27 protein-coding genes and 2 tRNA genes are annotated in these 24109 nt (G+C 64.2%); 17 read left to right on the top strand and 12 right to left on the bottom strand.

What is annotated here, in order from left to right; all coding sequences use genetic code 11:
* Positions 1-47: 47 nt before the first annotated feature.
* From ACYVDK_RS01365 to rpmH, 9 genes are all read right to left on the bottom strand, one after another.
* On the bottom strand, positions 48-704 hold the full coding sequence (locus ACYVDK_RS01365) for a pyridoxine/pyridoxamine 5'-phosphate oxidase (RefSeq protein ID WP_460516831.1): 657 nt from the start codon (positions 702-704) through the stop codon (positions 48-50).
* Between the two features lie 196 nt (positions 705-900).
* Positions 901-1854: a ParB/RepB/Spo0J family partition protein gene (locus tag ACYVDK_RS01360; protein ID WP_460516828.1), complete on the bottom strand. Its 954-nt coding sequence runs from the start codon at positions 1852-1854 to the stop codon at positions 901-903.
* 131 nt (positions 1855-1985) lie between these two features.
* The gene (locus ACYVDK_RS01355) at positions 1986-2861 is read right to left on the bottom strand and encodes a ParA family protein (RefSeq protein ID WP_460516825.1); all 876 of its coding nucleotides are present in this window, start codon (positions 2859-2861) and stop codon (positions 1986-1988) included.
* A 133-nt stretch (positions 2862-2994) separates the two neighbouring features.
* Positions 2995-3627, bottom strand: a complete 633-nt coding sequence (rsmG, locus tag ACYVDK_RS01350) for a 16S rRNA (guanine(527)-N(7))-methyltransferase RsmG (protein ID WP_460516823.1) — start codon at positions 3625-3627, stop codon at positions 2995-2997.
* A gap of 43 nt (positions 3628-3670) precedes the next feature.
* Positions 3671-4258 (bottom strand): Jag family protein, encoded by a 588-nt coding sequence (locus tag ACYVDK_RS01345; protein ID WP_460516821.1) that lies wholly within the window; start codon positions 4256-4258, stop codon positions 3671-3673.
* Positions 4259-4260: 2 nt separating this feature from the next.
* The gene (gene yidC, locus ACYVDK_RS01340) at positions 4261-5247 is read right to left on the bottom strand and encodes a membrane protein insertase YidC (RefSeq protein WP_460516818.1); all 987 of its coding nucleotides are present in this window, start codon (positions 5245-5247) and stop codon (positions 4261-4263) included.
* Positions 5248-5255: 8 nt separating this feature from the next.
* Positions 5256-5555: a membrane protein insertion efficiency factor YidD gene (gene yidD, locus ACYVDK_RS01335; protein ID WP_460516815.1), complete on the bottom strand. Its 300-nt coding sequence runs from the start codon at positions 5553-5555 to the stop codon at positions 5256-5258.
* Positions 5555-5914, bottom strand: a complete 360-nt coding sequence (rnpA, locus tag ACYVDK_RS01330) for a ribonuclease P protein component (RefSeq protein ID WP_460516812.1) — start codon at positions 5912-5914, stop codon at positions 5555-5557. Before rnpA ends, yidD begins: the two co-directional genes overlap by 1 nt.
* A gap of 15 nt (positions 5915-5929) precedes the next feature.
* Positions 5930-6067: a 50S ribosomal protein L34 gene (gene rpmH, locus ACYVDK_RS01325; RefSeq protein ID WP_026940492.1), complete on the bottom strand. Its 138-nt coding sequence runs from the start codon at positions 6065-6067 to the stop codon at positions 5930-5932.
* 484 nt (positions 6068-6551) lie between these two features.
* On the opposite strand from rpmH, the gene dnaA reads away from it, so the two are divergent.
* The 10 genes from dnaA (at position 6552) to ACYVDK_RS01275 (ending at position 17919) form a co-directional block, all read left to right on the top strand.
* Positions 6552-7976 carry a chromosomal replication initiator protein DnaA gene (gene dnaA / locus ACYVDK_RS01320; RefSeq protein ID WP_460516809.1) on the top strand — a complete coding sequence of 475 codons (1425 nt, stop codon included), beginning with the start codon at positions 6552-6554 and terminating at the stop codon, positions 7974-7976.
* A gap of 386 nt (positions 7977-8362) precedes the next feature.
* Positions 8363-9508 (top strand): DNA polymerase III subunit beta, encoded by a 1146-nt coding sequence (gene dnaN, locus ACYVDK_RS01315; protein ID WP_460516806.1) that lies wholly within the window; start codon positions 8363-8365, stop codon positions 9506-9508.
* A 43-nt stretch (positions 9509-9551) separates the two neighbouring features.
* Positions 9552-10439: an NADP(+)-dependent, decarboxylating phosphogluconate dehydrogenase gene (gene gnd, locus ACYVDK_RS01310; RefSeq protein ID WP_460516803.1), complete on the top strand. Its 888-nt coding sequence runs from the start codon at positions 9552-9554 to the stop codon at positions 10437-10439.
* A gap of 138 nt (positions 10440-10577) precedes the next feature.
* Entirely contained in the window at positions 10578-11789 is a 1212-nt protein-coding gene (gene recF / locus ACYVDK_RS01305; protein WP_460516800.1) for a DNA replication/repair protein RecF, read from the top strand.
* Positions 11786-12268: a DciA family protein gene (locus ACYVDK_RS01300; protein WP_460516797.1), complete on the top strand. Its 483-nt coding sequence runs from the start codon at positions 11786-11788 to the stop codon at positions 12266-12268. Before recF ends, ACYVDK_RS01300 begins: the two co-directional genes overlap by 4 nt.
* A 123-nt stretch (positions 12269-12391) precedes the next feature.
* The gene (gene gyrB / locus ACYVDK_RS01295) at positions 12392-14383 is read left to right on the top strand and encodes a DNA topoisomerase subunit B (RefSeq protein ID WP_460516794.1); all 1992 of its coding nucleotides are present in this window, start codon (positions 12392-12394) and stop codon (positions 14381-14383) included.
* A 42-nt stretch (positions 14384-14425) separates the two neighbouring features.
* Positions 14426-17074, top strand: coding sequence for a DNA gyrase subunit A (gene gyrA / locus ACYVDK_RS01290; RefSeq protein WP_460516792.1), 2649 nt, complete (start codon positions 14426-14428; stop codon positions 17072-17074).
* Complete coding sequence (locus ACYVDK_RS01285) at positions 17067-17480, top strand: DUF3566 domain-containing protein (RefSeq protein WP_460516789.1); 414 nt, start codon at positions 17067-17069, stop codon at positions 17478-17480. The genes gyrA and ACYVDK_RS01285 overlap by 8 nt, the downstream gene beginning before the upstream one ends.
* Before the next feature lie 164 nt (positions 17481-17644).
* Positions 17645-17718, top strand: a tRNA-Ile gene (locus tag ACYVDK_RS01280).
* A 128-nt stretch (positions 17719-17846) separates the two neighbouring features.
* Positions 17847-17919: transfer RNA gene (locus tag ACYVDK_RS01275), tRNA-Ala, on the top strand.
* Positions 17920-18017: 98 nt separating this feature from the next.
* On the opposite strand, the gene ACYVDK_RS01270 is transcribed toward ACYVDK_RS01275, so the two are convergent.
* Positions 18018-18263: a hypothetical protein gene (locus tag ACYVDK_RS01270; protein WP_460516786.1), complete on the bottom strand. Its 246-nt coding sequence runs from the start codon at positions 18261-18263 to the stop codon at positions 18018-18020.
* A gap of 91 nt (positions 18264-18354) precedes the next feature.
* On the opposite strand from ACYVDK_RS01270, the gene ACYVDK_RS01265 reads away from it, so the two are divergent.
* Positions 18355-19269, top strand: coding sequence for a ketopantoate reductase family protein (locus tag ACYVDK_RS01265; RefSeq protein WP_460516783.1), 915 nt, complete (start codon positions 18355-18357; stop codon positions 19267-19269).
* An 87-nt stretch (positions 19270-19356) separates the two neighbouring features.
* Positions 19357-19776, top strand: coding sequence for an NUDIX hydrolase (locus ACYVDK_RS01260; protein WP_460516780.1), 420 nt, complete (start codon positions 19357-19359; stop codon positions 19774-19776).
* A gap of 22 nt (positions 19777-19798) precedes the next feature.
* Here the strand turns inward: ACYVDK_RS01260 and ACYVDK_RS01255 are convergent, their stop codons facing one another.
* Complete coding sequence (locus ACYVDK_RS01255) at positions 19799-20308, bottom strand: DNA helicase (protein WP_460516778.1); 510 nt, start codon at positions 20306-20308, stop codon at positions 19799-19801.
* Positions 20309-20406: 98 nt separating this feature from the next.
* Between ACYVDK_RS01255 and ACYVDK_RS01250 the strand changes: the two genes are divergently transcribed.
* Both ACYVDK_RS01250 and ACYVDK_RS01245 read left to right on the top strand, forming a co-directional pair.
* Positions 20407-20946 (top strand): peptidylprolyl isomerase, encoded by a 540-nt coding sequence (locus ACYVDK_RS01250; protein ID WP_460516774.1) that lies wholly within the window; start codon positions 20407-20409, stop codon positions 20944-20946.
* A 199-nt stretch (positions 20947-21145) separates the two neighbouring features.
* On the top strand, positions 21146-21889 hold the full coding sequence (locus ACYVDK_RS01245) for a rhomboid family intramembrane serine protease (protein ID WP_460516771.1): 744 nt from the start codon (positions 21146-21148) through the stop codon (positions 21887-21889).
* Positions 21890-22023: 134 nt separating this feature from the next.
* Here ACYVDK_RS01245 and ACYVDK_RS01240 read toward each other — a convergent pair whose 3' ends face one another.
* Positions 22024-22272, bottom strand: coding sequence for a cell division protein CrgA (locus ACYVDK_RS01240; RefSeq protein ID WP_460516768.1), 249 nt, complete (start codon positions 22270-22272; stop codon positions 22024-22026).
* A 187-nt stretch (positions 22273-22459) separates the two neighbouring features.
* On the opposite strand from ACYVDK_RS01240, the gene ACYVDK_RS01235 reads away from it, so the two are divergent.
* Genes ACYVDK_RS01235 through ACYVDK_RS01225 form a run of 3 tightly spaced genes read left to right on the top strand, consistent with a single transcriptional unit; the run spans position 22460 to position 24077 of the window.
* Positions 22460-23281, top strand: coding sequence for a class E sortase (locus ACYVDK_RS01235; protein WP_460516765.1), 822 nt, complete (start codon positions 22460-22462; stop codon positions 23279-23281).
* Positions 23281-23442 carry a hypothetical protein gene (locus tag ACYVDK_RS01230; protein ID WP_460516762.1) on the top strand — a complete coding sequence of 54 codons (162 nt, stop codon included), beginning with the start codon at positions 23281-23283 and terminating at the stop codon, positions 23440-23442. The genes ACYVDK_RS01235 and ACYVDK_RS01230 overlap by 1 nt, the downstream gene beginning before the upstream one ends.
* Positions 23439-24077, top strand: a complete 639-nt coding sequence (locus tag ACYVDK_RS01225; RefSeq protein ID WP_460516759.1) for an anthranilate synthase component II — start codon at positions 23439-23441, stop codon at positions 24075-24077. Before ACYVDK_RS01230 ends, ACYVDK_RS01225 begins: the two co-directional genes overlap by 4 nt.
* Positions 24078-24109: the final 32 nt, after the last annotated feature.

The following is a 24109-nucleotide window of genomic DNA, read 5'->3' as shown; positions in this document are numbered from 1 at the left end:
ATTCACCGCAACCACGATCGCGTATGCCGTGAAGGGCTCCGTCCGCGTCAGGGCCAGAGGCGTTCGCGATGCCAGGTGCCGGCGTGCTGCGCATACCGAAGCCGTAGGTGATCTCGGGTCGGAGCACCCTGCCAGAACTCGACATTCTTCGGGTGAATGCGCCACAAAGTCCAGGTGGCGGATACGAGTGTCGGATCGGCGTCGATCCTGGCGCGCTGCTCTGCGATCATCTCGGTGTGATGCTCCGGATCGGTCATCGGCGCACTCTGCAGTTCAGCGAGCGCAACCGCGCGGGCGTCCGGATGCCTCGCCAGAAAGTCCCGTGCCGCCTGCTCACGCGATCCGGCGACAGCTTCACCGCGAATCCTCACGGCACGAGCAACCGAAGCCCAATAGAACGTCATCGCACACCGTGGATCGGCCGCCAGCTGACGACTCTTCGTCGACTCCGCTCCGGTGGCCAACTCCAGTCCGAAGTCGCGGGTCACGTCCTTCAGCATCACGACACGCGAGTCCGGTGCACCGGTCTCGTCCACGGTCGACAGCGTGACCGCGAGCGGCTCCGCGGCGCCGGCGTCGATGGCATGCATCAGCCACTCGACGAAGAGATCGCGTGGATGCTCAGGTGCCGTCTCGGGATCCCACGGCGGCGCAGTTCCCGTGACGGATGGGACCGAACGAAGGCGATCGCGCAGAGTGCTCACCGCCCCGATCCTTCCACCTTTCCGATGCCCGTGCCTCTGGCGCGGCACCTGGCTCTCGCTATGCACCGGCCCTCATACGGCATCCGCCTTGGCTGGGACATTCGCGTGGTCCGGTAAACGAGTTTGCTCGCTCTCCCGCGCGGTCACAGGCGCGCAGGCGAGAATCCCGAGGGAACCACGAGCGCGAACCTGGCCTTCAGCCTGCGTACGGGCCTTCGCCGATCTCCCCGAGAATGCGGTTGAGGTCCTGCACCGAGGCGAACTCTATGGTGATCTGTCCTTTACGGGCTCCGAGCGCCACCTTCACCCGCGTGTTCAGGCGATCCCCGAGGCGGTCCGCTACCTCATCCAGGTTCGACTGTCGCTTTCCCGCCGCCGGGCGAGGCTTCACCTGCCTGGGATTCGCGCTCACGAGCGCTTCGGCTGCACGCACCGACAGATCCTCGTTCACGATCTTGTCGGCGACGCGCTGCATCGCGTCGGTGTCACCCGCGGCGAGGATCGCTCGTGCGTGGCCCGCGCTGAGTACGCCGGCCGCCACCCTCTGCTGCACCGGGGACGGCAGCTTCAGGAGTCGGATGGTGTTCGTGATCTGCGGACGCGAGCGACCGATTCGTGTTGCGAGCTCGTCCTGGGTGATGCCGAAGTCCGCCAGCAGTTGCTGGTACGCCGACGCCTCTTCCAGTGGATTCAGCTGCGACCGATGCAGGTTCTCCAGCAGGGCATCCCGAAGCATGTCTTCGTCAGCGGTGTCTTTCACCACTGCCGGAATGGTCGCGAGGCCCAGCGTCTTCGTTGCACGCAGCCGCCGCTCGCCCATGATGAGCTCGTACTTGCCGGGCAGCCCAGACAGTGGGCGCACCACGACGGGCTGGAGCACGCCGACCTCGCGGATGCTTGCGACGAGTTCGTCCATCGCCTCCCGGTCGAACTCGGTGCGAGGCTGCTGTGCGTTCGGCACGATGTCGTCGGGGGAGAGGTTCGCCAGTCGCGCTCCCGGAACGGCAAGCAGACCCCCCGTTGCGGACTCTCCTTCACCGGATGCTCCACGGTCGCGGAAGAACACGTCCACGGGTCGCCTCGTGTCGGTGTCTGCTGTAGGGATGAGCGCGCCGATTCCGCGGCCTAAGCCTGTGCGCTTCGCTGCCATCGTGCTGTGCTTCCTCTTGCCTGCCGCGTCGCGGCCTCTGTGTTCTGCTGTTCTGCTGTTCTGCTGTTCTGCTGTTCTGCTGTTCTGCTGTTCTGCTGGTTGCGCTCAACGCGGCAATCGTCGCAAGGAACTCAGCGCGGTGCGCCTCGCCTGGCGATCTCGGCCGCCGCTTCGAGATAGGAGAGAGCCCCCGGCGAACCGGCGTCGTAACTGATCACGCTCTGTCCATAGCTGGGCGCCTCCGAGATGCGGACGGATCGAGGAATCACCGCCTCCAGAACCTGTTTCGGAAAGTGGTCGCGCACCTCGTCCGCGACCTGATGGGCGAGGTTGGTGCGCGAGTCGAACATGGTGAGCAGAATCGTCGACACCTGCAGTTTCGGGTTGAGGTGCTTCTCGATCAACGAGATGTTCTTCAGCAGCTGGCCGAGTCCCTCGAGCGCGTAATACTCGCACTGAATCGGGATCAGCACCTCGGTCGCCGCGACGAACGCGTTGATCGTGAGCAGTCCGAGCGACGGCGGGCAGTCGATGAGCACGTAGTCGATGCCCTCGGGGATCTCGTCGAGAAACGTGTGAAGGGCGCGAGAGAGACGCTGCTCCCTCGCGACCATGGACACGAGCTCGATCTCCGCCCCGGCCAGATCGATCGTGGCCGGAACGCAGAACAGATCCGTCTGGTCGGGCGAGGTCTGCACGACGTCCGCCATCTCGATGTCGTTCACGACGACGTCATAGACGCTCGGGGTTCCCTCGCGATGCTCGACGCCGAGTGCAGTGGATGCATTTCCTTGCGGATCGAGGTCGATCACGAGCACGCGCGCGCCCGACCGGGCAAGAGCAGCGGCGAGATTCACCACAGTTGTGGTCTTTCCGACGCCACCCTTCTGATTCGAGATCGTGAAGATCCTGGTGCGCGAAGGCAGCGGGATCGTCGTTTCCTCGATGGCCTGGCGTCGCCGATTCAGGTCGGCGACCTCGCTTGCAAGGGGAGTCGACGTATCCACTTCTCGCGAGTACCTCCGTGTATTTCTTCTCTTCGGATGTTTCACGTGAAACTCCGGTGATCTACTTCAGGCGAGCAACGCGGATTCTGCCTGGGACGGCGGTCTCAGCGGGCGCAACCAGCCGGCATCAGAGCTATCTCACTGTAGCCCGGATGACTCTGGTCACTTCGTCGACGACTCCGGACCCGAGAATCTCCACAGACACTTCGCGGATGTGGAAACGTCGCAGTTCCTTTGCCGCAGCCGACACCTCCGCCTCTGCGTTCGCCCCCTTCATGAGAAGGAGCTCTCCACCATGGCGAACCAGGGGAGCGGTCAACGGAATCAGCTTGCGTAACGCGCTCACAGCCCGAGCCGTCACCTGGTCCAGAGGCGATTCCAGCCGCACATCCTCGGCCCGGGCCCGAAGCACTTCGACGTTCGTCAGTCGCAGCGCAGCCTTCTGTTCCTGCAGCCACGCGACGCGACGTTCCATCGGCTCGATCAGAACGAGCCGTACGTCAGGTCGCGCGATCGCCAGCACTATTCCTGGAAGCCCCGCACCGCTGCCGACATCGCCGACCGACGCGCCGGAATGCAGAAGAGGGGCCACCACGGCGCAGTTCAGTACATGACGTGTCCACAGTCGCGCAGGCTCGAGAGGGCCGATCAGCCCGCGTTCTTCTCCTTGGTGCGCGAGGGATTCAGTGAACGCGCGGGCCAGATCGATCCGGTCACCGAAGAGTTCGGCGGCAGACGCCGGCTCACGCTCGACGTCAACGGTCATGTTTCACGTGAAACGTAGGGACGATGTGCTCCAACGACAGTGCCTACGCGCGCGTGATCACGGTGTGACGCTCGGATGCCTCGCCTACCGAGTGAGACGAGAACCCGCGCTCAGAGACGACGTCGTGCACGATCTTGCGCTCGTACGACGTCATCGCGGGCAGCGCGGCCTGCGCGGCGCCCTGCTCCAGCCGCTCGATCGCGTGATCCACGAGAACAGAAAGCTCCTGCTTACGGGCGTCCCGCGAGCCGCCGATGTCCAGGATCAGGCGGGAGAAGGCACCGGTCTTCGACTGTACGGCGAGGCGCGCCAGCTCCTGGAGTGCGCTCACGGTCTCGCCGCGGCTGAGCAGGCGAAGCGCCTGCGGATCCTCCGCCGAGACCGAGACGTAGGGTCGCTCGTTCTGCACGTCGATGTCGATGTCACCGTCGAGATCACAGATGTCCAGGAGCGCCTCGATGTAGTCCGCTGCGGCATCACCCTGGGCATCCAGGCTCTGACCGTCGTCGCCGTCGGATTCCGATGCGGACGCGGACTGCGTCCCTTCGGCGTCCTCGCCGACCGCCGACCGCTCATCCGAGCCCTCGATCGCGGATGCCGCGTCGGCGTGAACCGAGGTCTCCTCTGTCATGCTCACTGCTTCTTTCCCCCGGTCTTCTTGGCTCGGCTCTTGCTCATCGGTTGCTGGCGCTGCGTGGTGATCGGTTTCGCCGGAACCTCGTCGACGACGAGTATGGGGGCTCCCTCCGGTGTCTTCAGCTTGCCCTTGCGGGCCAGTCTCGCCTCTCGCGCCTTTTCGGCCTCACTACCAGGCGTCGGCATGTTGCGGATCACAAGCCACTGCTGCGCCATGGTCCAGATGTTCGAGGTGAGCCAGTAGAACATCACGCCCAGCGGGAACGCGACACCGGAGAACAGGAAGACGAAGGGAAGCAGGTAGAGCAGGATGCGCTGCTGGCGGAACTGCGGGCTCGCCTTCGTCTCCGGCGACATGTTCTTCGAGACGATCTGGAGCTGCGTGGTGAACTGCGACGCCACCATCAGGATCACCATGGTCGCCGCGATCAGCATCACCGACAGGCTGTAATCCTTGCCTGCGATCATCAGGCTCCACTGCGATCCGAACGACGCGTTCAAAGGCGCACCGATGAATTTCGCGTCCTGGAACGACTTGAGCAGGTTCGCACCGCTCAGCAGGCCCACGCTGTCATGTCCGCTCTGCGCGTCGTTGAGAACATGGAACAGGCTGAAGAACACCGGCATCTGCAGCAGAAGCGGAAGGCAGGAGCTCAACGGGTTCGTACCGGTGCGCTTGTAGAGCTCCATGGTCTCGCGAGACATCGCCTCACGAGAGAGCTGGTCCTTCTTACCCTTGTACTTGTCCTGGATCTTCTTCAGCTGCGGCGCCACCTCGAGCATGCGGCGCTGATTCTTGATCTGCCGCACGAAGATGGGGATCAGCGCGGCACGGATGACGGCAGTCAGGCCGACGATCGAAAGAACCCAGGTGAGACCCCCACTGGGATCCAGCCCGACCGAGGTCCACAGCATGTGCCAGCCGATCAGGAGCAGCTGCACCAGCCACTCGATCGGCCAGAGGATCGTATAGATGAAGTCCACTTACTCGGTCATCCTTTTGCGTGGCCGCGCGCCACCACGAACCCGAAAGGCGTGACGGAGTAGCGGGGGGTCTTCTTGTGGGGAACGTCGTCGACGCCGCCGGCCGCCCAGGGATGACATCGCGCTATGCGCGTGATACCGAGAGCGGTGCCGACGATGACGCCGTGCTCCTGAATGGCGCCCAGCGCGTAGGCCGAACACGACGGATAGTAGCGGCACACGTCACCGTACAGAGGTGAGATCACAGCCCGATAGGCGCGCAGAAGCAGCACAGCGACGTTTCTCGGAAGTAGAAGAACGGTCGTCATCACGGCATGCATCGGGCGCCTACTTTGTCGACGGCTCGGCGGATCTCTCTTTGCAGGGTAATCCAGGATGCCTGCGCGGAGGCTGGCAGAGCCCGCACCACGATCTCGTGGCCCGGCGCCAGTTCCGGCAGCAGTTCGCGGCACACGGCCTTGAGCCTGCGACGAACCGTGTTGCGCACCACGGCGACGCCCACCGCCTTGCTCACGATGAACCCGAAGCGCACCGGCCCGGTGCGCTCTGCGTGTTCGACACCGGCGCGCACGTAGGTGATCGTGTTCGGCCCGTGCACTCGCGCTCCCTTGCGGACGGTCAGCCGATAGTCGACCCCGCTGCGGATCCGGTTCGCCTTGGCGAGCACCTTGACGTCAGGCGACTACGCGGAGAGCTCGGTGCGGCCCTTGCGACGACGGTTCGCGAGGATCGCGCGACCCGCGCGCGTACGCATCCGCAGACGGAAGCCGTGCACCTTGGCGCGACGACGGTTGTTCGGCTGGAACGTTCTCTTGCTCATCAGACAGGTCTCTCGATCGATGTTTCGGTTCTCTTCGTGAGGCAGGCCCGCAGAGACACGTCACAACATGTCTCGCGCCAGGCGCCGTGAGGAAGGAAGCTGTGCCGCGCGTTGAAGCGTGCGGTCAACCCATTAACGGTACGGGGTGGCATCCGCGAGGTCAAACCGGACGCTGACGAACCGTTGATTATCCATACCGGGAGGACTATGCCTGGAGAGGCACGCCGACAACGGTGCACATTCGGCTCGCACGATGATTTGAGCGTGCGGGCCCGATTCGTTAGCGTGACATGCGGAGTTATCCCCAGGTTGTGAGTCGACCGCCGTCGAAGCCGCGGCGGGACAGGCAGAATGCCTTTGCAGCGTTGGGGATAACGATGTGGATAAGAGCGGCCGGACCTGCTGCTTCGGCCGAAGAAGGTTCACGACGGGGTGGATCGGACTCGCAGTCGCCGCTGGTCCGTGGGAATGATCTAGGGGAACTATGGCTGACGGCGATCCGTCACTGACGAACGCTTGGCGATCGGTGCTATCGACGCTCGAAGCGGATGACCGGGTCACTCCGCAGCTCTACGGATTCCTCAGCCTCGTCGAACCCAAAGGCATCATGGCAGGCACCTTCTATCTGGAGGTGCCGAATGAGTTCACCAGGGGGATGATCGAGCAACGCTGCCGCGTTCCTCTGCTCAACTCGATCGGCCGGCTCGACGACACGCTCGCCGTATCGAACTTCGCGATCGTGGTGAACCCGAACATCACGCACGACTCGCCACAACTCGAACCCGAGCGACTCGAGTCCACCTACATCGACACCCCTGCCACCGTCAGCCAGCCGTCAGCGCCGGTGACCGACATCAGCGCGGCGCCACGCAACCCGGATACCCGGCTCAACCCGAAGTACAGCTTCGACAACTTCGTCATCGGCCAGTCCAACCGATTCGCGCACGCGGCCGCCGTCGCGGTCGCGGAGGCCCCGGCCAAGGCGTACAACCCGCTCTTCATCTACGGCGACTCCGGCCTCGGCAAGACCCACCTCTTGCACGCGATCGGGCACTATGCGATGAGCCTCTACCCGGGAATCCGGGTGCGCTACGTCAGTTCGGAAGAGTTCACGAACGACTTCATCAACTCGATCGCGAACAACCGCGGGTCGTCGTTCCAGGCTCGATACCGCAACATCGACATCCTCCTGATCGACGACATCCAGTTCCTGCAACGCGCGGTCGAGACCCAGGAGGCGTTCTTCCACACCTTCAACACGCTGCACGACCACAACAAGCAGGTGGTCATCACCAGTGACCTGCCACCCAAGCACCTGACCGGCTTCGAAGACCGAATGCTCACCAGGTTCGAGTGGGGTCTCATCACGGATGTTCAGGCACCCGACCTCGAGACCCGCATCGCCATCCTGCGTAAGAAGGCGCAGAGCGAGCGCATCCTGGTGCCCGACGACATCCTCGAGTTCATGGCGACCAAGGTGTCGAGCAACATCCGCGAGCTCGAGGGAACGCTCATCCGGGTCACCGCATTCGCGAGCTTGAACAAGACGCCGGTCGACATGAACCTGGTGCAGACGGTCCTGAAAGACCTGATCACGCTCGACGACGACAACGTCGTGGCGCCGGCGGACATCATCACCGCCACCGCCGACTACTTCAAGCTCAGCGTGGACGACCTGTACGGGTCGTCCCGGTCGCAGGCGATCGCCACCTCCCGGCAGATCGCGATGTATCTGTGCCGCGAACTCACGAACCTATCCCTGCCGAAGATCGGTCAGCTCTTCGGCAACCGCGACCACACCACCGTGATGTATGCCAACAAGAAGATCAGCGAGCTCATGAAGGAGCGGCGCTCGATCTACAACCAGGTCACCGAGCTGACGGCGCGCATCAAGCAGAACCACCGGTAACCGGGAACAGAATATTCACACTGTGGATAACCCTGGGGATAGTTAACGAATAACAGGCTCGGCGATGTGAGCGGATCGTTCGCGCTTGTGAAATCCTTGTCGTTCCACTGCCGTGCCCCACTCAGCGCGAGATGCCTTCCTCAACACTCCATGGACAACTCACACCGATGTAGTTCCCGCTGCTCGCCTACGATCCACCGACTTATCCACAGTTTCCACAACGGTTAAGCCGATTAAGAGAACAAGATCTTTAAGCAGTCGATCCGACAACCTCAACGACCCGCTCGAATGACGCTCGATGTGTTCGCCGCCGCCACGGCGCCGCTTGTCTGCCGCGCAGTAGCATGGAGCGGCACGCGCCCATCGGACGACAGGGGAGAACGACATTGAGGTTTCAAGCCAACCGCGATGTGCTGAGCGAAGCCGTCTCGTTCACCGTCAAACTTCTGCCCCAGCGCACCACGTTGCCGATTCTGAGCGGCATTCTGATCAGCACGACGGATGACGGCATCTCACTGTCCGCCTTCGACTACGAGGTTTCAGCGCACACCGAGATCTCGGCCGCCGTCGAGGAGGCCGGCACCGTTCTGGTCTCGGGACGACTGCTGGCGGAGATCGCCTCCAAACTTCCGAATGCACCCGTCACCTTTGCCACGGAAGAGAACCGCATCGTGGTCACCTGTGGCACTGCGAACTTCACGCTGCTGTCCATGCCGGTCGAGGAATATCCGACGCTGCCGCAGATCTCGGGCGAGTCCGGTGTCGTACCGGCCGACGAGTTCTCCGAAGCCGTCGCACAGGTCGCGGTGGCTGCGTCCCGCGACGACGTCACGCCGGTCATCACCGGTGTGCAACTCGAGATCGCCCAGAACCGGCTCAGCCTCGTGGCGACCGATCGATACCGCGTTGCCGTGCGCGAGATCGATTGGGACGGATCCATCGGTCAGTCCGAGCCCTCCACTGCGCTGGTTCCAGCGCGCACGCTGCAGGAGATCGGCAAGACGTTCGGGCACAACGGAAACGTCACTGTGACTCTCGTGGCCAAAGACGATCGCGAGCTCATCGCGTTCACCGCCGAGAAGAAGACTGTGACGTCCCTGCTCATCAAGGGCAACTTCCCTCCGGTGAAGCGGCTCTTCCCCGAGAGCGTCGACAACTACGCCGTGGTCAACACCGCAGACCTGATCGAGGCGACTCGTCGTGTCTCTCTTGTACTCGAACGGGAAGCGGCACTCCGGTTCACATTCAGCACGGAGGGTCTGACACTGGAGGCGATCGGATCGGAGCAGGCGCAGGCATCCGAAAGCATCGACGCCCTCCTGACCGGCGAAGACACCGTCGTCTCGCTCAAACCTCAGTTCCTGCTCGACGGCCTCGGTGCGGTGCACTCGGAATACGTGCGCGTCTCGTTCACGAAGACCGACAATCCGAACAAGCCGGGTCCCGTGCTCATCACGAGCCAGACCAGCAAGGAGCAGGCGGGAAGCGACAGCTACCGGTATCTGCTGCAGCCGAACCTGCTGTTGCGCTGACCCGTCAGGTCAGAGGTTCGACTCACACGACGAAGGGCTACTCATGCACATCGGTCTCATCGGTCTCGGCAAGATGGGCAACAACATGCGTGCCCGGCTCGAGCGCAAAGGCATCGAGGTCACCGGCTACGACACGAATCGGGATGTCTCGGACGTCGCCACGCTCGCCGATCTCGTCGTGGAGCTCCCGGCACCTCGCACCGTGTGGGTCATGGTGCCGGCTGGTGCCGTGACTGACGGCGTCGTCAACGAGCTCGCAGGACTGCTCGAGGCGGGCGACCTCGTGATCGACGGCGGCAACTCGAAGTTCACCGAGGATTTCAAGCACGCCGAATTGCTGTCGAAGACCGGCGTCGACTTCGTCGATGCCGGCGTTTCCGGCGGAGTCTGGGGACTCGACAACGGATACGGACTCATGGTGGGTGGCAGCGACGCCCAGGTGAAGCGCGTGATGCCGGTCTTCGACGCGCTGCGTCCCGACGGCCCGCGCGACGAGGGATTCGTACACGTGGGCGAGGTCGGTGCAGGCCACTACGCGAAGATGGTGCACAACGGCATCGAGTACGCGCTCATGCAGGCATACGCCGAGGGGTATGAACTGCTCGACACCCGCAAAGACATCATCAAAGACGTCACCGGCACGTTCAAGGCGTGGCAACGCGGAACCGTCGTGCGCTCGTGGCTGCTCGATCTCCTGGTGCGTGCACTCGAACAGGATCCGGAGTTCGAGCGCATCGAGGGCTACGTCGACGATTCGGGTGAGGGACGCTGGACTGTGGAGGAGGCGTTGAACAACGCGGTGCCGATGCCCACGATCAGCGCGTCGATCTTCGCTCGTTTCGTGTCCCGGCAAGAGGACTCGCCCGCGATGAAGGCGGTTGCGGCGCTGCGCAACCAGTTCGGCGGCCACGCCGTGAAGGCTGTCGACTGACTCGGCACTCTCGCTGGTCGAGGACTCGGCACTCTCGCTGGTTGAGCTTGTCGAAACCGGCACAGCATGCTGGTTTCGACCCTTCGACAAGCTCAGAGCAGGCCAAGCCCGACCAGCGGCGCATGAACGGAGTCGACGATGCGTGTGACGCACCTGTCACTGACCGACTTCCGCAATTACGAGTCCGCTGAGGTGCAGCTGGCCGCTGGACCGAACCTGTTCGTGGGCAGCAACGGTCAAGGCAAGACGAATCTGGTCGAGTCGCTCGTCTTCGTCTCCGCTGGCGGATCGCATCGCACGCCGATCGATACGGCGATGATCCGGCAGGATGCCGCGGCAGCGGTCATCCGGATTCGTCTGGAACACGACAGCCGCACAATGCTCCTTGAGTTGCAGCTGAACCGGTCGTCGGCGAACAAGGCGATGGTCAACCGCGGCTCGGCCAGGCCACGAGAGCTCGTGCGGTACCTGTCGACGGTGCTGTTCGCGCCCGAAGACTTGGCTCTGATCAGGGGCGAGCCCGCCGTGCGGCGACGGATGCTCGACACCGTGCTCGTGCAGCGCACCCCGAGACTCGCCGGTGTTCTGGCCGACTACGACCGTGTGCTGAGGCAGCGCAACACCCTTCTCAAGTCGGCACGCGCATCAGGTGTGCGCGGGTCGGCGCTGTCGACGCTGGATGTCTGGGACGAGCGGCTGGTGACCCTGGGCTCCGAGATCATCGATGAGCGTTCGATGCTGATCGACGAGCTGCGCGTGCCGGTGCGGGAGGCGTACCGGTCCATCGCAGGCGACGACCACGACCCTCGCCTGATACCGCTGCTCTCGGTGGATGGCGCGGCCCCCGACGATGACGATGACGGAGCAGCGCGGGTCGGTCGCGGAAATGTGGCGGACGGGGCGGGATCGACCCGCGATCGATTCGGGGCGGCCGTCGCAGGGTTGCGTTCGCGCGAGCTCGATCGAGGCGTCACCTTGGTCGGCCCGCATCGCGACGACGTTTCGTTCCAGCTCAACGGCCTGCCCGCGAAGGGCTACGCGAGCCACGGTGAGTCGTGGTCGTTCGCGCTGTCGCTGCGGCTGGCATCCGCCCAGTTGCTGCGGGAGCACTCGAGCTCCGGTGACCCGGTGCTGATCCTCGACGATGTGTTCGCGGAACTGGATCAGCAGCGGAGGGCGCGCCTGGCGGCATCCGTGCACGACTTCGAGCAGGTGCTCGTGACATCTGCCGTGCTCGACGACGTGCCTGCTGCGCTGCGCGCTCACACGGTGCACATCGCGGCCGGCCGGGTGATGGAGCCGGAACACGACGAGCCGGAGGATGCGCCCGCGGAGGAATCGCTGAGATGAGCGAGGCATCCGACTTCTACCGGCACCTCAAGGAATTGTTCGGCGCGGACCCCGCACACGGGCAGCGGCCAAGCGTCAGGAAGGCTCGTGCCGATCGGCCGGGAAGCCACCCGTTCGAACCGGGCAGGGAGCCGCGGGGTCTGGGCGGTGTCATCGACTCGCTCACCGACGAGCTCGGTTGGAACTCGCCGCTGGCGAAGTCGGAACTGATCGCCGCATGGACCGATGTAGTGGGTGAGGAGACTGCGAAGCACTCTGATCCGGTCGAGATCGATGGCGGTGTGCTGACCGTTCGTTGCGATTCGACGAGCTGGGCGACCCAGCTGCGGCTGATGCGCGGAGAGCTGTTGCAGCACATCGAGCGACGGTATCCAGAGGCTGGTGTGGAAAGCATTCGGTTTTTGGGCCCTGACGTCCCCACCTGGAAACGCGGCCCCAGGTCGGTTCCAGGGCGCGGTCCGCGCGACACCTACGGCTGAGCGGGCAAATCTGGTCACCGAAGCGATTTCATCGCGTCAGACGGCCGTTTCGCGCCAGATCCTCAGTCCGCTCTTGGTAGAATCAGTGGTCACGAAAAATGTGCGGTCAGGAGCCCTAACCGAATGACGACAGAACCGAATACGGCTGGAACCGACAACGATTACGGCGCGAGCCAGATTCAGGTTCTCGAAGGACTCGAAGCGGTCCGCAAGCGCCCTGGCATGTATATCGGATCCACCGGTCCGCGCGGTCTGCACCACCTCGTCACCGAGATCGTCGACAACGCGGTCGACGAGTATCTGGCGGGCTACGGCGACCACATCGACATCACGCTCACCAAGGATGGCGGTGTACGGGTCGTCGACAATGCTCGCGGCATTCCCGTGGACATCCACGAGCCGGAGGGCATCTCCACAGTTGAGCTGGTGCTCACCGTGCTGCACGCGGGTGGCAAGTTCGGCGGTGGCGCCTACGCGGTCTCCGGCGGACTGCACGGCGTCGGCTCCTCTGTGGTGAATGCGCTCTCGAGCCGGCTCGAGGTCGAGGTGAAGAACCAGGGACACGTTTGGACCCAGACCTATCACGACGGTGTTCCGGATGCCCCGCTCGAGCGAGGCGAGGCGACCACCGAGACCGGCACCACGATCACGTTCTGGCCGAGCAGTGAGACCTTCGAGACGGTCGAGTTCGACTACGACACCATTCGCACGCGGTTCCAGCAGTACGCGTTCCTCAACAAGGGACTGAAGATCTCGCTGTGGGACAAACGAGAGCGCGAGGTGCTGGACGAAGAAGGCGAGGTCGTCCCGGAGCGCAACGACACCTTCCTCTATCAGCGCGGACTTCAGGACTATGTCGAGTACCTGAACTCGGCCAAGCGCGCCGAAGTGGTCAACGACGAGATCATCTCGTTCGAGTCCGAAGACACCGAGCGCAAGATCGCACTCGAGGTCGCGATGCAGTGGACCACGGCCTACACCGAAAGCGTCCATACATACGCGAACACGATCAACACGCACGAGGGTGGAACCCACGAAGAAGGTTTCCGGGCCGCGCTGACGACGCTGGTCAACAGGTATGCGCGAGAGAAAGGCATCCTGAAGGAAAAGGACGACAATCTCTCGGGAGAAGACGTGCGGGAGGGGCTCACCGCAGTGATCTCCGTCAAGCTGGGCGAACCGCAGTTCGAAGGACAGACGAAGACCAAGCTGGGCAACACCGAGGCGAAGGCGTTCGTGCAGAAGGTGGTCGGCGACCAGCTCGGCGACTGGTTCGACCGCAATCCGAATCAGTCCAAGGAGATCATCCGCAAGGCGATCCAGGCGGCGACCGCACGGTTCGCCGCCCGGAAGGCGCGCGACACGGCCAGACGCAAGGGACTGCTCGAGGGCGGTGGGATGCCGGGAAAGCTCTCGGACTGCTCCAGCCGCAACCCCGCCGAGAGCGAGATCTTCCTCGTCGAGGGTGACTCGGCCGGCGGATCGGCGAAGCAGGGGCGCAACCCGGCGACGCAGGCCATTCTTCCGTTGCGCGGAAAGATCTTGAACGTGGAGAAGGCGCGGCTCGACCGTGCGCTCGCGAACACCGAGATCCAGGCGATGATCACCGCGTTCGGCACCAGCATCGGTGAGGACTTCAACGGGGATAAGGCCAGGTACCACAAGATCGTGCTGATGGCCGACGCGGATGTCGACGGCCAGCACATCACGACCCTGTTGCTGACCCTGCTCTTCCGCTACATGCGTCCGCTGATCGAACTGGGCTACGTCTACCTGGCCCAGCCTCCGCTGTTCCGACTCAAGTGGTCGAACGCCGAGCACCAGTTCGTGTACTCCGACCGGGAGCGGGACGCCCTGCTGGCCGATGGACAGGCGGCAGGCAAGCGCATCCCGAAAGACAACGGCATCCAGCGCTACAAAGGTCTCGGTGAGATGAGCTACCAGGAGCTCTGGGAGACCACGATGAACCCGGAGACGCGCACCCTGAAGCAGGTGACCATGGAGGATGCCGCTGCTGCAGACGAGACGTTCGCCACCTTGATGGGTGAAGACGTGGAATCGCGACGGCATTTCATCCAGAAGAACGCGAAAGACGTTCGATTCCTCGACATTTGACGTCGGATATCCGGGCCACGAGAAGAGAAGAAGAAGAAGTAGATGGCAGACGAGACCGACGGCACTGACAATCTCGGAAGCGGTATCGACGGCGGCGCGACGGAGGTCGAGCATATCGATGACGGCATCGTGCACGGCAAGATCGAGCCGGTCGAGTTGCAAGTGGAGATGCAACGCAGCTACCTCGACTACGCGATGGCAGTCATCGTCGGCCGCGCGCTACCGGAGGTGCGCGACGGGTTGAAGCCCGTGCATCGTCGTGTGATCTACGCGATGTACGACGGCGGATACCGTCCGGATCGCGCGTATTCGAAGTGCTCGCGCGTGGTCGGCGACGTGATGGGGCAGTTCCATCCGCACGGTGACACCGCCATCTACGACACCCTCGTTCGGCTCGTGCAGCCGTGGAGTCTGCGCTACCCCCTCGCACTCGGGCAGGGCAACTTCGGATCGCCGGGAAATGACGGCGCGGCCGCGATGCGGTACACCGAGACGAAGATGGCGCCCCTCGCGCTCGAGATGGTGCGCGACATCGACGAGGACACCGTCGATTTCACCGACAACTACGACGGTCGCACGCAGGAGCCGACCATCCTGCCGGCACGCTTCCCCAACCTGCTGGTGAACGGATCGGTGGGCATCGCGGTCGGCATGGCCACGAACATCCCGCCGCACAACATGCGCGAGGTGGCTGCGGGAGCGTTGTGGGCGCTGGAGCACCCGGACGCCTCGCGCGAGGAGCTGCTCGAGGCCCTGATGGAGCGCATCAAGGGCCCCGACTTCCCGACCGGTGCGCAGATTCTGGGCGTGAAGGGCATCCACGACGCATATCGCACAGGTCGCGGTTCCATCACGATGCGCTCTGTGGTGAACGTAGAGGAGATCCAGGGCCGCACGTGCCTCGTGGTCACCGAGCTTCCCTACCAGGTCAATCCGGACAACCTCGCGATCAAGATCGCGGAGTTCGTGAAGGACGGGCGCATCGCCGGTATCGCGGACATCCGCGACGAATCGAGCGGCCGCACCGGCCAGCGCCTGGTGATCGTGCTCAAGCGCGACGCCGTCGCGAAGGTCGTGCTGAACAACCTGTACAAGCACACGCAGCTGCAGGACAACTTCGGCGCGAACATGCTCGCCATCGTCGATGGCGTGCCGCGTACCCTTCCGCTCGACGGCTTCATCAGCGCGTGGGTCGATCACCAGATCGACGTGATCGTGCGGCGCACGCAGTTCCGGCTGCGCAAAGCGGAGGAAGACGCGCACATCCAGCGCGGTCTCGTGAAGGCGCTCGACGCGCTCGACGAGGTCATCGCGCTGATCCGTCGTTCGCCGAACGCCGACGAGGCGCGCTCCGGACTGATCGAACTGTTGGATGTCGACCAGGTTCAGGCCGATGCCATCCTGTCCATGCAGCTCCGTCGCCTCGCCGCCCTCGAGCGGCAGCGGATCATCGACAACCTCGCTCGTCTCGAGGCGGAGATCGCGGACTACAAGGCGATCCTGGCCGACGAGGCCCGCCAGCGGTCGATCGTGTCGGAGGAACTCACCGAGATCGTCGAAAAGTATGGCGACGAGCGGCGCACGAACATCCTCTACGGATTCGACGGCGACATGAGCGTCGAAGACCTCATTCCGGAAGAGGAGATGGTGGTCACCGTCACCCGTGGCGGCTACATCAAGCGCACCCGCAGTGACAACTACCGCTCGCAGCACCGCGGCGGCAAGGGTGTGAAGGGCGCGCAGCTGCGTGGCGAAGACGTCGTCGAGCACTTCTTCGTGACGACCACCCATCACTGGCTGCTGTTCTTCACGACCAAGGGGCGCGTATACCGGGCGAAGACGTACGAGGTGCCCGAGGCGGGTCGCGACGCGAAGGGCCAGCACGTGGCGAACCTGCTCGCCATGCAGCCGGACGAAGAGATCGCCGCGATCCTCGACATCCGGGACTACTCGGCCGCGGAGTACCTGGTGCTCGCCAGCCGAGACGGCCTGCTGAAGAAGACCGAGCTCAAGGAGTACGACACCAATCGCACCGGCGGGATCATCGCGATCCGCCTGCGCGAGGAGGATGAGCTCATCTCCGCGCTGCTCGTCGAGGAGGACTCCGACATCCTGCTGGTCTCCCGCAAGGGAATGTCACTGCGGTTCACCGCGACGAACGACGCGTTGCGTCCCATGGGACGCGCGACCTCGGGCGTGATCGGCATGCACTTCCGCGATGACGATGCGCTCCTGGATGCCACGGTGATCGCGACCTCGGGTGCGGATCGCAGCGAAGCCTCAGCTTCCGCCGATGCCGGTTACGTGTTCGTCGTGACCGAGGGCGGATACGCGAAGCGCACCGCTGTCGATCAGTACCGACGCCAGGGACGCGGTGGCCTGGGAATCAAGGTGGCCAAGCTGAGCGATGACAGAGGCGACCTCGCGGGCGCCCTGATCGTCGACGACGACGACGAGGTTCTCGTGGTTCTTGCCAGCGGCAAGGTGGTACGCTCTGCCGTGGCCGAGGTGCCGGCGAAGGGCCGTGACACCATGGGTGTCGTGTTCGCACGCTTCGCCGATGACGACAAGGTCATCGCCATCGCCAGAAACAGCGAGCGGAATCTGGACGCTCACGACGCCGAACCGGACGGGGAATCCACCGGTGAGGAGGCCGAGCAGCCCGGAAAGGACAGCACCGTAGATGAGTAGTGTGGCGGAACGATTGGCGAAGAAGACTTCCTCGTCGCGGAAGGGGTCGACGAAGCAGGTCAGACTCCGTCTCGTCTATGTCGACTTCTGGTCGGCCGTGAAGCTGTCGTTCCTGATCGGGCTGTGCCTGGCGATCATCGCGATCGTCGGTTCGTTCCTGATCTGGATCGTGCTGGACCAGACCGGCATTTTCGACAACCTGAACAGCCTGTTCAAGGACATCTCGGGCACGAGTGGAACCTCATTGAAGTCGATCCTCAGTCTCGGCACTGTGATGGGGTTCTCGATCGTCGTCGCCATCCTCGACCTGGTGATCACGACGGCACTCGGCGCGGTGTGCTCGCTGCTGTACAACCTCAGCGTGAAGATCACGGGCGGCCTGCTCATCGGCTTCACGAACAACTGACTGAGGTGAGCGCGGAGTGAGTTTGCTCGCTCCGCCGAGCCGATGGAAGTTGTTGAGCAGCGAAGCTGCGAACACAACTGACGTTCTGACGGATGCCCGCCACGATTCGCGTGATCGGAGGCGCTCCGGTAGGCTGTCATTCGGCCATTTCGATGGTCGTTCCCGGGGATATAGCTCAGGCGGTTAGAGCGCTTCGCTGATAACGAAGAGGTCCGAGGTTCAAGTCCTCGTATCCCCACGGTCGGATTCCTTCATTTCGGAATCACAACCGCCGTCGCACCACGTGACCCGGACCATAGCGTTTCGGCGGCGTGTACGGCGAAACGCGTAGCGACGCGTGCCGGGAACCGGCGCGCAAATAGGCACGGGGCCTTAGCTCAGTTGGTAGAGCGCCTGCTTTGCAAGCAGGAAGTCAGGAGTTCGATTCTCCTAGGCTCCACTTCACGATTCCGAAGCGACTCTCGCCGAGACCCGGTTCCCGCAACGTCGACAGTCGCGAGAGTCGACGGCCGAGTGTTCGGGTCCGACGAGCGTGCGTCAGCCGTGTGGAGCGAACACGCCCCCGGCGATCCAGCCGAGCGCGACACCTACGGTGGTGAAGAACCAACGGCCGAAGAGCGCGACCCACAGGCACGTGACGACCGCTGCGCAAAGGCCGACGAGTACGCCGAATCCGGCGCTCACGCCGACGAACCCGACCATCGAAGTGGCCGGCGTCAGAGGAGTGTCTGTGACCCCGTCATCCTGCGGCGGTTTGAAGATGTCCAGGTCACTTTCGCTCACCCGCGCAGTCTACGCATCCGGGGCACGGACTCCGCGCGAGCTGGTCCAGGCGCGGGACTGGCCGCGAGCGGTGTCGGGTACCGTCGAGAGTGTGCGAATCGTGGTGGTCGGCGCCGGCGTGATCGGTTCCGTCTTCGCCGCTCGCCTGCGTGATGCCGGTAACGATGTCGTGATGGTCGCCCGTGGTCGCAGGCTTGCCACGCTGACGGCCGACGGGCTGCGCGTGCGGCATGGCCGCCACGTGCTCAGACCCGAGGTCGAATTGTCGTCGGCCCCGCGAACGCTGCCGGAGGCAGCACTCATCGTCGTGGCGGTGCGTGCCAACCAACTCGATTCCGTGTTGGGTCTGCTTGAGACATCGCCTGGCGCGACCGTGTTGTTCCTGCAGCATCTCGGTGCCGCAGCGTCCAACGTGCTCGATCGAGTCGGCGCCGAGCGCACGGTCCTCGCATTTCCCGGCGTCGGCGGCCTCATCCACGAGGACGGGGTGGTGGAGTACGTCGAGATCGGGGCACAATCGACCACGTTCGACACCTTCGCGCAACGGGGCTCCGTGGTCGAGCGCATCATCGCCTCCACCGGGCTGCGCACGACACTGGAGCGGGACATCGGCGGGTGGTACGCGACCCACGAGGTATTCGTCGCGTGCATGGGTGCAGGCATCTTGAGCTGCGGCGGCAACGCTGAGGCGCTGGCACAGAACGCGGCACAGCTGCGAACGGTGGTCTCCGCGGTACGAGAAGGGTTCGCCGCACTCGACACGCAAGGTGTCCGCGTGACTCCGAACGCCATTCGCGTGTTGTTCTCAGGGGCGCCGCGATGGTTCGCTGCTGCCTACTGGCGACACGCACTGCGAGGCCCGATCGGAACGATGGCGCTCGCTCCGCACTTCCGCGCCAGTCGCAACGACGAGCTCCCGCTGCTCTGTGCGAACGTGGTCGATCGCATGGGCAAGTCGGCAACGCCTGCGCTACGAGCCTTGCTTTCCCCTTACACCGCCTGTTGACCGAGGAGTGGCTGCGGGGAACGTGCTGCCGGGGGAATGTCGGCGCTGAGGAGACTCGGGCTCACCCGGCGGACTTAAGGTGTCTGCATGGACATCCGCGTCGCTGCGTATGCCGTCATCGCCAACGGCTCCCGCGTTCTGCTCGCGCACTGGAACGAGCACGGGCGGAGCGGATGGACGCTTCCCGGGGGCGGGCTCGAGCCGGGCGAGGATCCCGCGGATGCCGCATTGCGGGAGGTCCGCGAAGAGACGGGTTACGACGCCGAGCTCGAGGAGCTGATCGGTGTGCACTCGCACGTGATCCCCGAGGACCAACGCGACACTGGGCGAGGCGCGCTCCAGGCACTCCGCATCGTGTACCGCGCCCATGTCGTCGCGGGCTCGCTCACCAACGAGGCCGACGGGTCGACGGACGAGGCGCGGTGGTTCCGACTCGACGAGATCCCAGCCCTGCGGAAGGTCTCACTCGTCGATGTCGGACTGCGTTTCGCCGGGCTGATCGAGTGACCAGCCAAGTCGAGAGACGGAACTACTCGACGAGGGGCGGCTCGGTGGCGTCGTCTTCGGCGACCCACAGCTCGTCGTCCGCGCGGAATGTCTGCCACACGGCATAGACGACGCCGATCAACGCAGCGGCCCCGAGGCCGAGCACCAGAAAGGTTCCGAATCCGGGCCCGGACTTGGCGGGCTTCGCGAGTTCGCGCTTCGTGCCCTGTAGACGCTTCACGGCGGCCTGAACCCTGGTGTCGTGCGCGACGTCGGCGACGCTGAGTGCAGTGCCGAGAACTGTGCCGACGGCCGGCACGACGGTGTTGCCGATCACGTCGCCCGCGGCGCGTGTGACCGGCCGCACGTACTGGTCGTAACCCTCGCGAACGCGCGGGGCGACCTCCTCCCGGGTGTAGTTCGCGGCTTGCTGGCCGGCCTTCTGAGCAACCGAGTTCGCGCGGCCCAGCACCTCCTGCTGCGCGTCCCAGAGATCGAGGGCTTCAGCGCGAAGCCGGTTGAGTTCCTTCTGGCGCTTGCGTGACAGACTCACGGTTCCTCCACCCGGTCGTACTTGCGGTTCCTCCATCTTGCCACCGAAACCTTCAACGGCCAGAGGGTGCCCAGAACCGCTATGCAAGAATTGGGCGCATGTCGAAGCACACTGCAGTGGCCACTCTGCACACCAATTACGGCGACATCGCCGTCAATCTGTACGGCAACCACGCACCGAAGACGGTGCGCAATTTCGTCGGGCTCGCTACCGGCGAGCAGGAGTGGACGGACCCCAGCACGGGCGAGTCGCGATCCGACAACCTTTACGACGGTGTCGTGTTCCACCGCATCATCCCCGGATTCATGATTCAGGGCGGCGACCCGCTGGGCACCGGTACCGGTGGACCGGGGTACCGCTTCGACGACGAGATCAGCCCCGACCTGGACTTCACGCAGCCGTACATGCTCGCCATGGCCAATGCGGGCATCCAGGGCGGTCGCGGTACCAACGGTTCGCAGTTCTTCATCACCGTTGGAGCGACCACTTGGCTCCAGGGCAAGCACACGATCTTCGGCGAGGTGGCCGACGACGAGTCGCGTCGCATCGTCGACAAGCTCGCCGGCGTGCCCACGGATGCCCGCGATCGGCCGCTCGACGACGTGGTCATCGAGTCGGTCTCGGTCGAGCAGGCGTAGGCCGCCGGCGCCCGCCCGCGCAGACGCGACCTTCACCGAGTACCGCGTGTCGCAACCGACCTCACCAGGGGAACCCTCTGCGCTCGTCTGCTACCGGCATCCCGACCGGCGAACGTACGTGCGCTGCCAGCGCTGCGGCCGGGCGATCTGCGGCGAATGCCAGACGCCGGCGCCGGTCGGCTTCATCTGCCCGGAGTGCATGAGACAGCAGAGGGCGACCGCGCCACGCACCAAGTCGGCGTTTCTGACTCGGTTCACCGGTCCAAGGCAGCCGACCGTCACCTATGCGATCATCGCGATCTGCATCGTGGTGTTCATCGCGCAGTGGGTCACCGGTCTGGGCAACGGGCCGGTGACGTCTTCACTCTGGTACGCCGGGATCTACGGATACCCGAATGGCGCTGTGGTGCAGACCTCGCAGGGGGCCGTCCTCGCATCGTTCGAACCGTGGCGCATGATCACGACCGCGTTCGTGCACGCGAACATCCTGCACATCGCACTCAACATGTACACGCTGTGGATCTTCGGCATCGTGCTCGAACCGATGCTCGGCCGCTTTCGATACGGCGCGCTCTTCGTACTGAGCGCGATCGCCGGATCAGTGGGCGTCTACCTGCTCGACTCTCCAGTGCAGCCGGTGGTGGGCGCATCCGGTGCCATTTTCGGCATGATGGCGGCGCTGCTGATCATCCAGCGGCACCTCGGTGGGCCCATCACTCAGCTGCTGGTGCTCGTGGGCATCAACCTCGTCATCAGCTTTCTGCCCGGGTTCAACATCGCCTGGCAGGCGCATGTCGGCGGCCTGGTCGGCGGCGCGCTGGTCGGTCTCATCTACACCCGCACGAGGGCCCGATCGCGTCGTCCGCTACAGGTCGTGCTTTTCGTCGTGCTGGCTGTGCTGCTGGTGCTCGTCGGAAGCTGGCACGTCTTCGCTGGCGCCTGACCCCGGGCCGGTGCCCGGACCTGCCCTCTATGCCGAAGTTATCCACAGGGTTACCCACAAGGGGATAATTACACCCGTGTAATGAACGAAGGTGGCCTCTGAGGTCGGCAGAGGAGGAGGCCGGTAGAAGCGTGTTAGCGCCAGCGCGTGGTCATGAGGAATCCCACGAAGGCGATCGCGAAGCCGATGAGAATGTTCCAGGCACCCAGCTGCGGGATCGGGTACTGGCTGCCACTGACGTAGAACACCACGATCCACAGCAGGCCGATGATCATGAAGCCCAGCATGACCGGCAGGAACCATACCGGGTTCGGCGCGTCGTCGTTCGACCGGGCTTCACCGGCCGGTCGGGAGGAACGCTTGGTACGGGTCTTGGAAGCCATAGTGTGACCCATTGTAGAGGCGACTGGAGAGAGAGCGTTGTGAGCCCGATCGAGTCGCCGAGCCGACCCGCGTCTTTGAGTGGCGCTGCCGCGATGCGTGGATGACGAAGAGGAGTTCGGTGGCCCGCGTCATGAAGGTGAGCACTTCTCGGCGCGCGCAGAGCGCGCGCCAGTAGACTCCGGACTCGTGACCGATCGCGACGACTCCACCGGGCGCAGGCATCCTGCGACCGGATCGAAGCGGCGTCGCAAGGTGTCCGTCGTCGGAGTGATCGGCGAGTTGCTCGTCACCGCAGGCGTGCTCGTTCTGCTCTTCATCGGGTGGCAGACGTGGTGGCAGTCGAGCGTGCTCGCTGCCCAGCAGAACAGCGCCGCTGCCCAGCAGAGCAAGAAGTTCCTCGATGAGGCCAAAGGCGCCCCCACCACGACGCCGACACCCGTCGCGACTCCGAGCGACAGCGCGGGCGGCACGAAGATGGTCGACTACGGGCCGCCACCGGTCATGAAGGCGCCGGGCGCTGCGCAGTCGTTCGCCGTGATCTACGTGCCGCGATTCGGTGCGGACTGGAAGCGGACCATTCGCGAGACGGTCGACGTGGAGTCGGTTCTGAACAGCTACAACGCCGGCGTAGGACACTACCCGGGAACGGCGATGCCGGGCGAGGTGGGCAACTTCGCCATCGCGGCGCACGATACGGGGTATGGCAACACCTTCATCGACGTTTCGAAGCTGCAGGTCGGCGATGCCATCTACATCCAGACCAAGGACGGCTACTACACGTACCGGTTCCGGAACATGGAGTACATCTCGCCCAGTACCGTGCAGGTGCTGTACTCGGTGCCGCAGGTCAAGGACGCTCGAAGCTCCGACCGTTACATCACCATGACCACGTGCAACCCGCCCTACCATGCGCAGGAACGCATCGCGGCGTTCGGTGTTTTCGAGTCGTGGCAGCCGCTTTCGGCCGGCCCGCCGGCCGCGATCGCATCCGAAGTGGGAGGCAGCTGATGTACGGCGCGCTGTGGCGAGTTCTGCCCGGACCGATCTGGCTGCGCATCCTGATTCTTGTCGTGCTCGCTGCACTCGTGCTCTATTGCCTGGTCACATGGGTGTTCCCGTGGGTGGATGGTCTTTTGCAAGGTAATGAGGAAGGGACGGTTGCGACATGACCCGAGTGCTCGTAATCGACAACTACGACAGCTTCGTCTACACGCTCAACGGATATCTGCACGAGCTGGGCGCGCAGACCGACGTCGTGCGCAATGACGCCATCGGCTCCGACGATGTGGCGCAGGTTCTGAAGGACTACGACGCCGTGCTGCTGTCGCCCGGACCAGGTACGCCGGCCGACGCGGGCGTGTCGATCGATACGGTGAAGGCGGCACTGGCATCCACAACCCCGCTGCTGGGCGTGTGTCTCGGCCATCAGGCGATCGCGGAGGCATTCGGCGCCACCGTGACGAACGCCGAGGAGCTGATGCACGGCAAGACTTCGATCGTGGAGCACGATGGCTCGTCGTTCTACGAGGGTGTGCGGCAGGGTTTCACGGCCACGCGGTACCACTCACTCGCTGTCGTCGATGACACGGTCCCTGACCAGCTCGTCGTGACTGCGCGCACTCCGGGCGGAGTGATCATGGGTCTTCGCCACCGCGACGCCCCGATCTTCGGAGTGCAGTTCCACCCAGAGTCGGTGCTCACGCAAGACGGCTACCGGATGCTCGGAAACTGGCTGGCCGTCGCCGGCCTGGAGTCCGCGAAAGAGCGGGCCCGCACGCTGGACCCCCTGCTCGCAGCCGGCTGAGCCGCCGTCCCCCCTGCCACCGTGGTGCGGCT

The sequence above is a fragment of the Humibacter antri genome, assembly GCF_054777235.1.
This window is presented reverse-complemented; position numbering and strand designations above follow the sequence as displayed.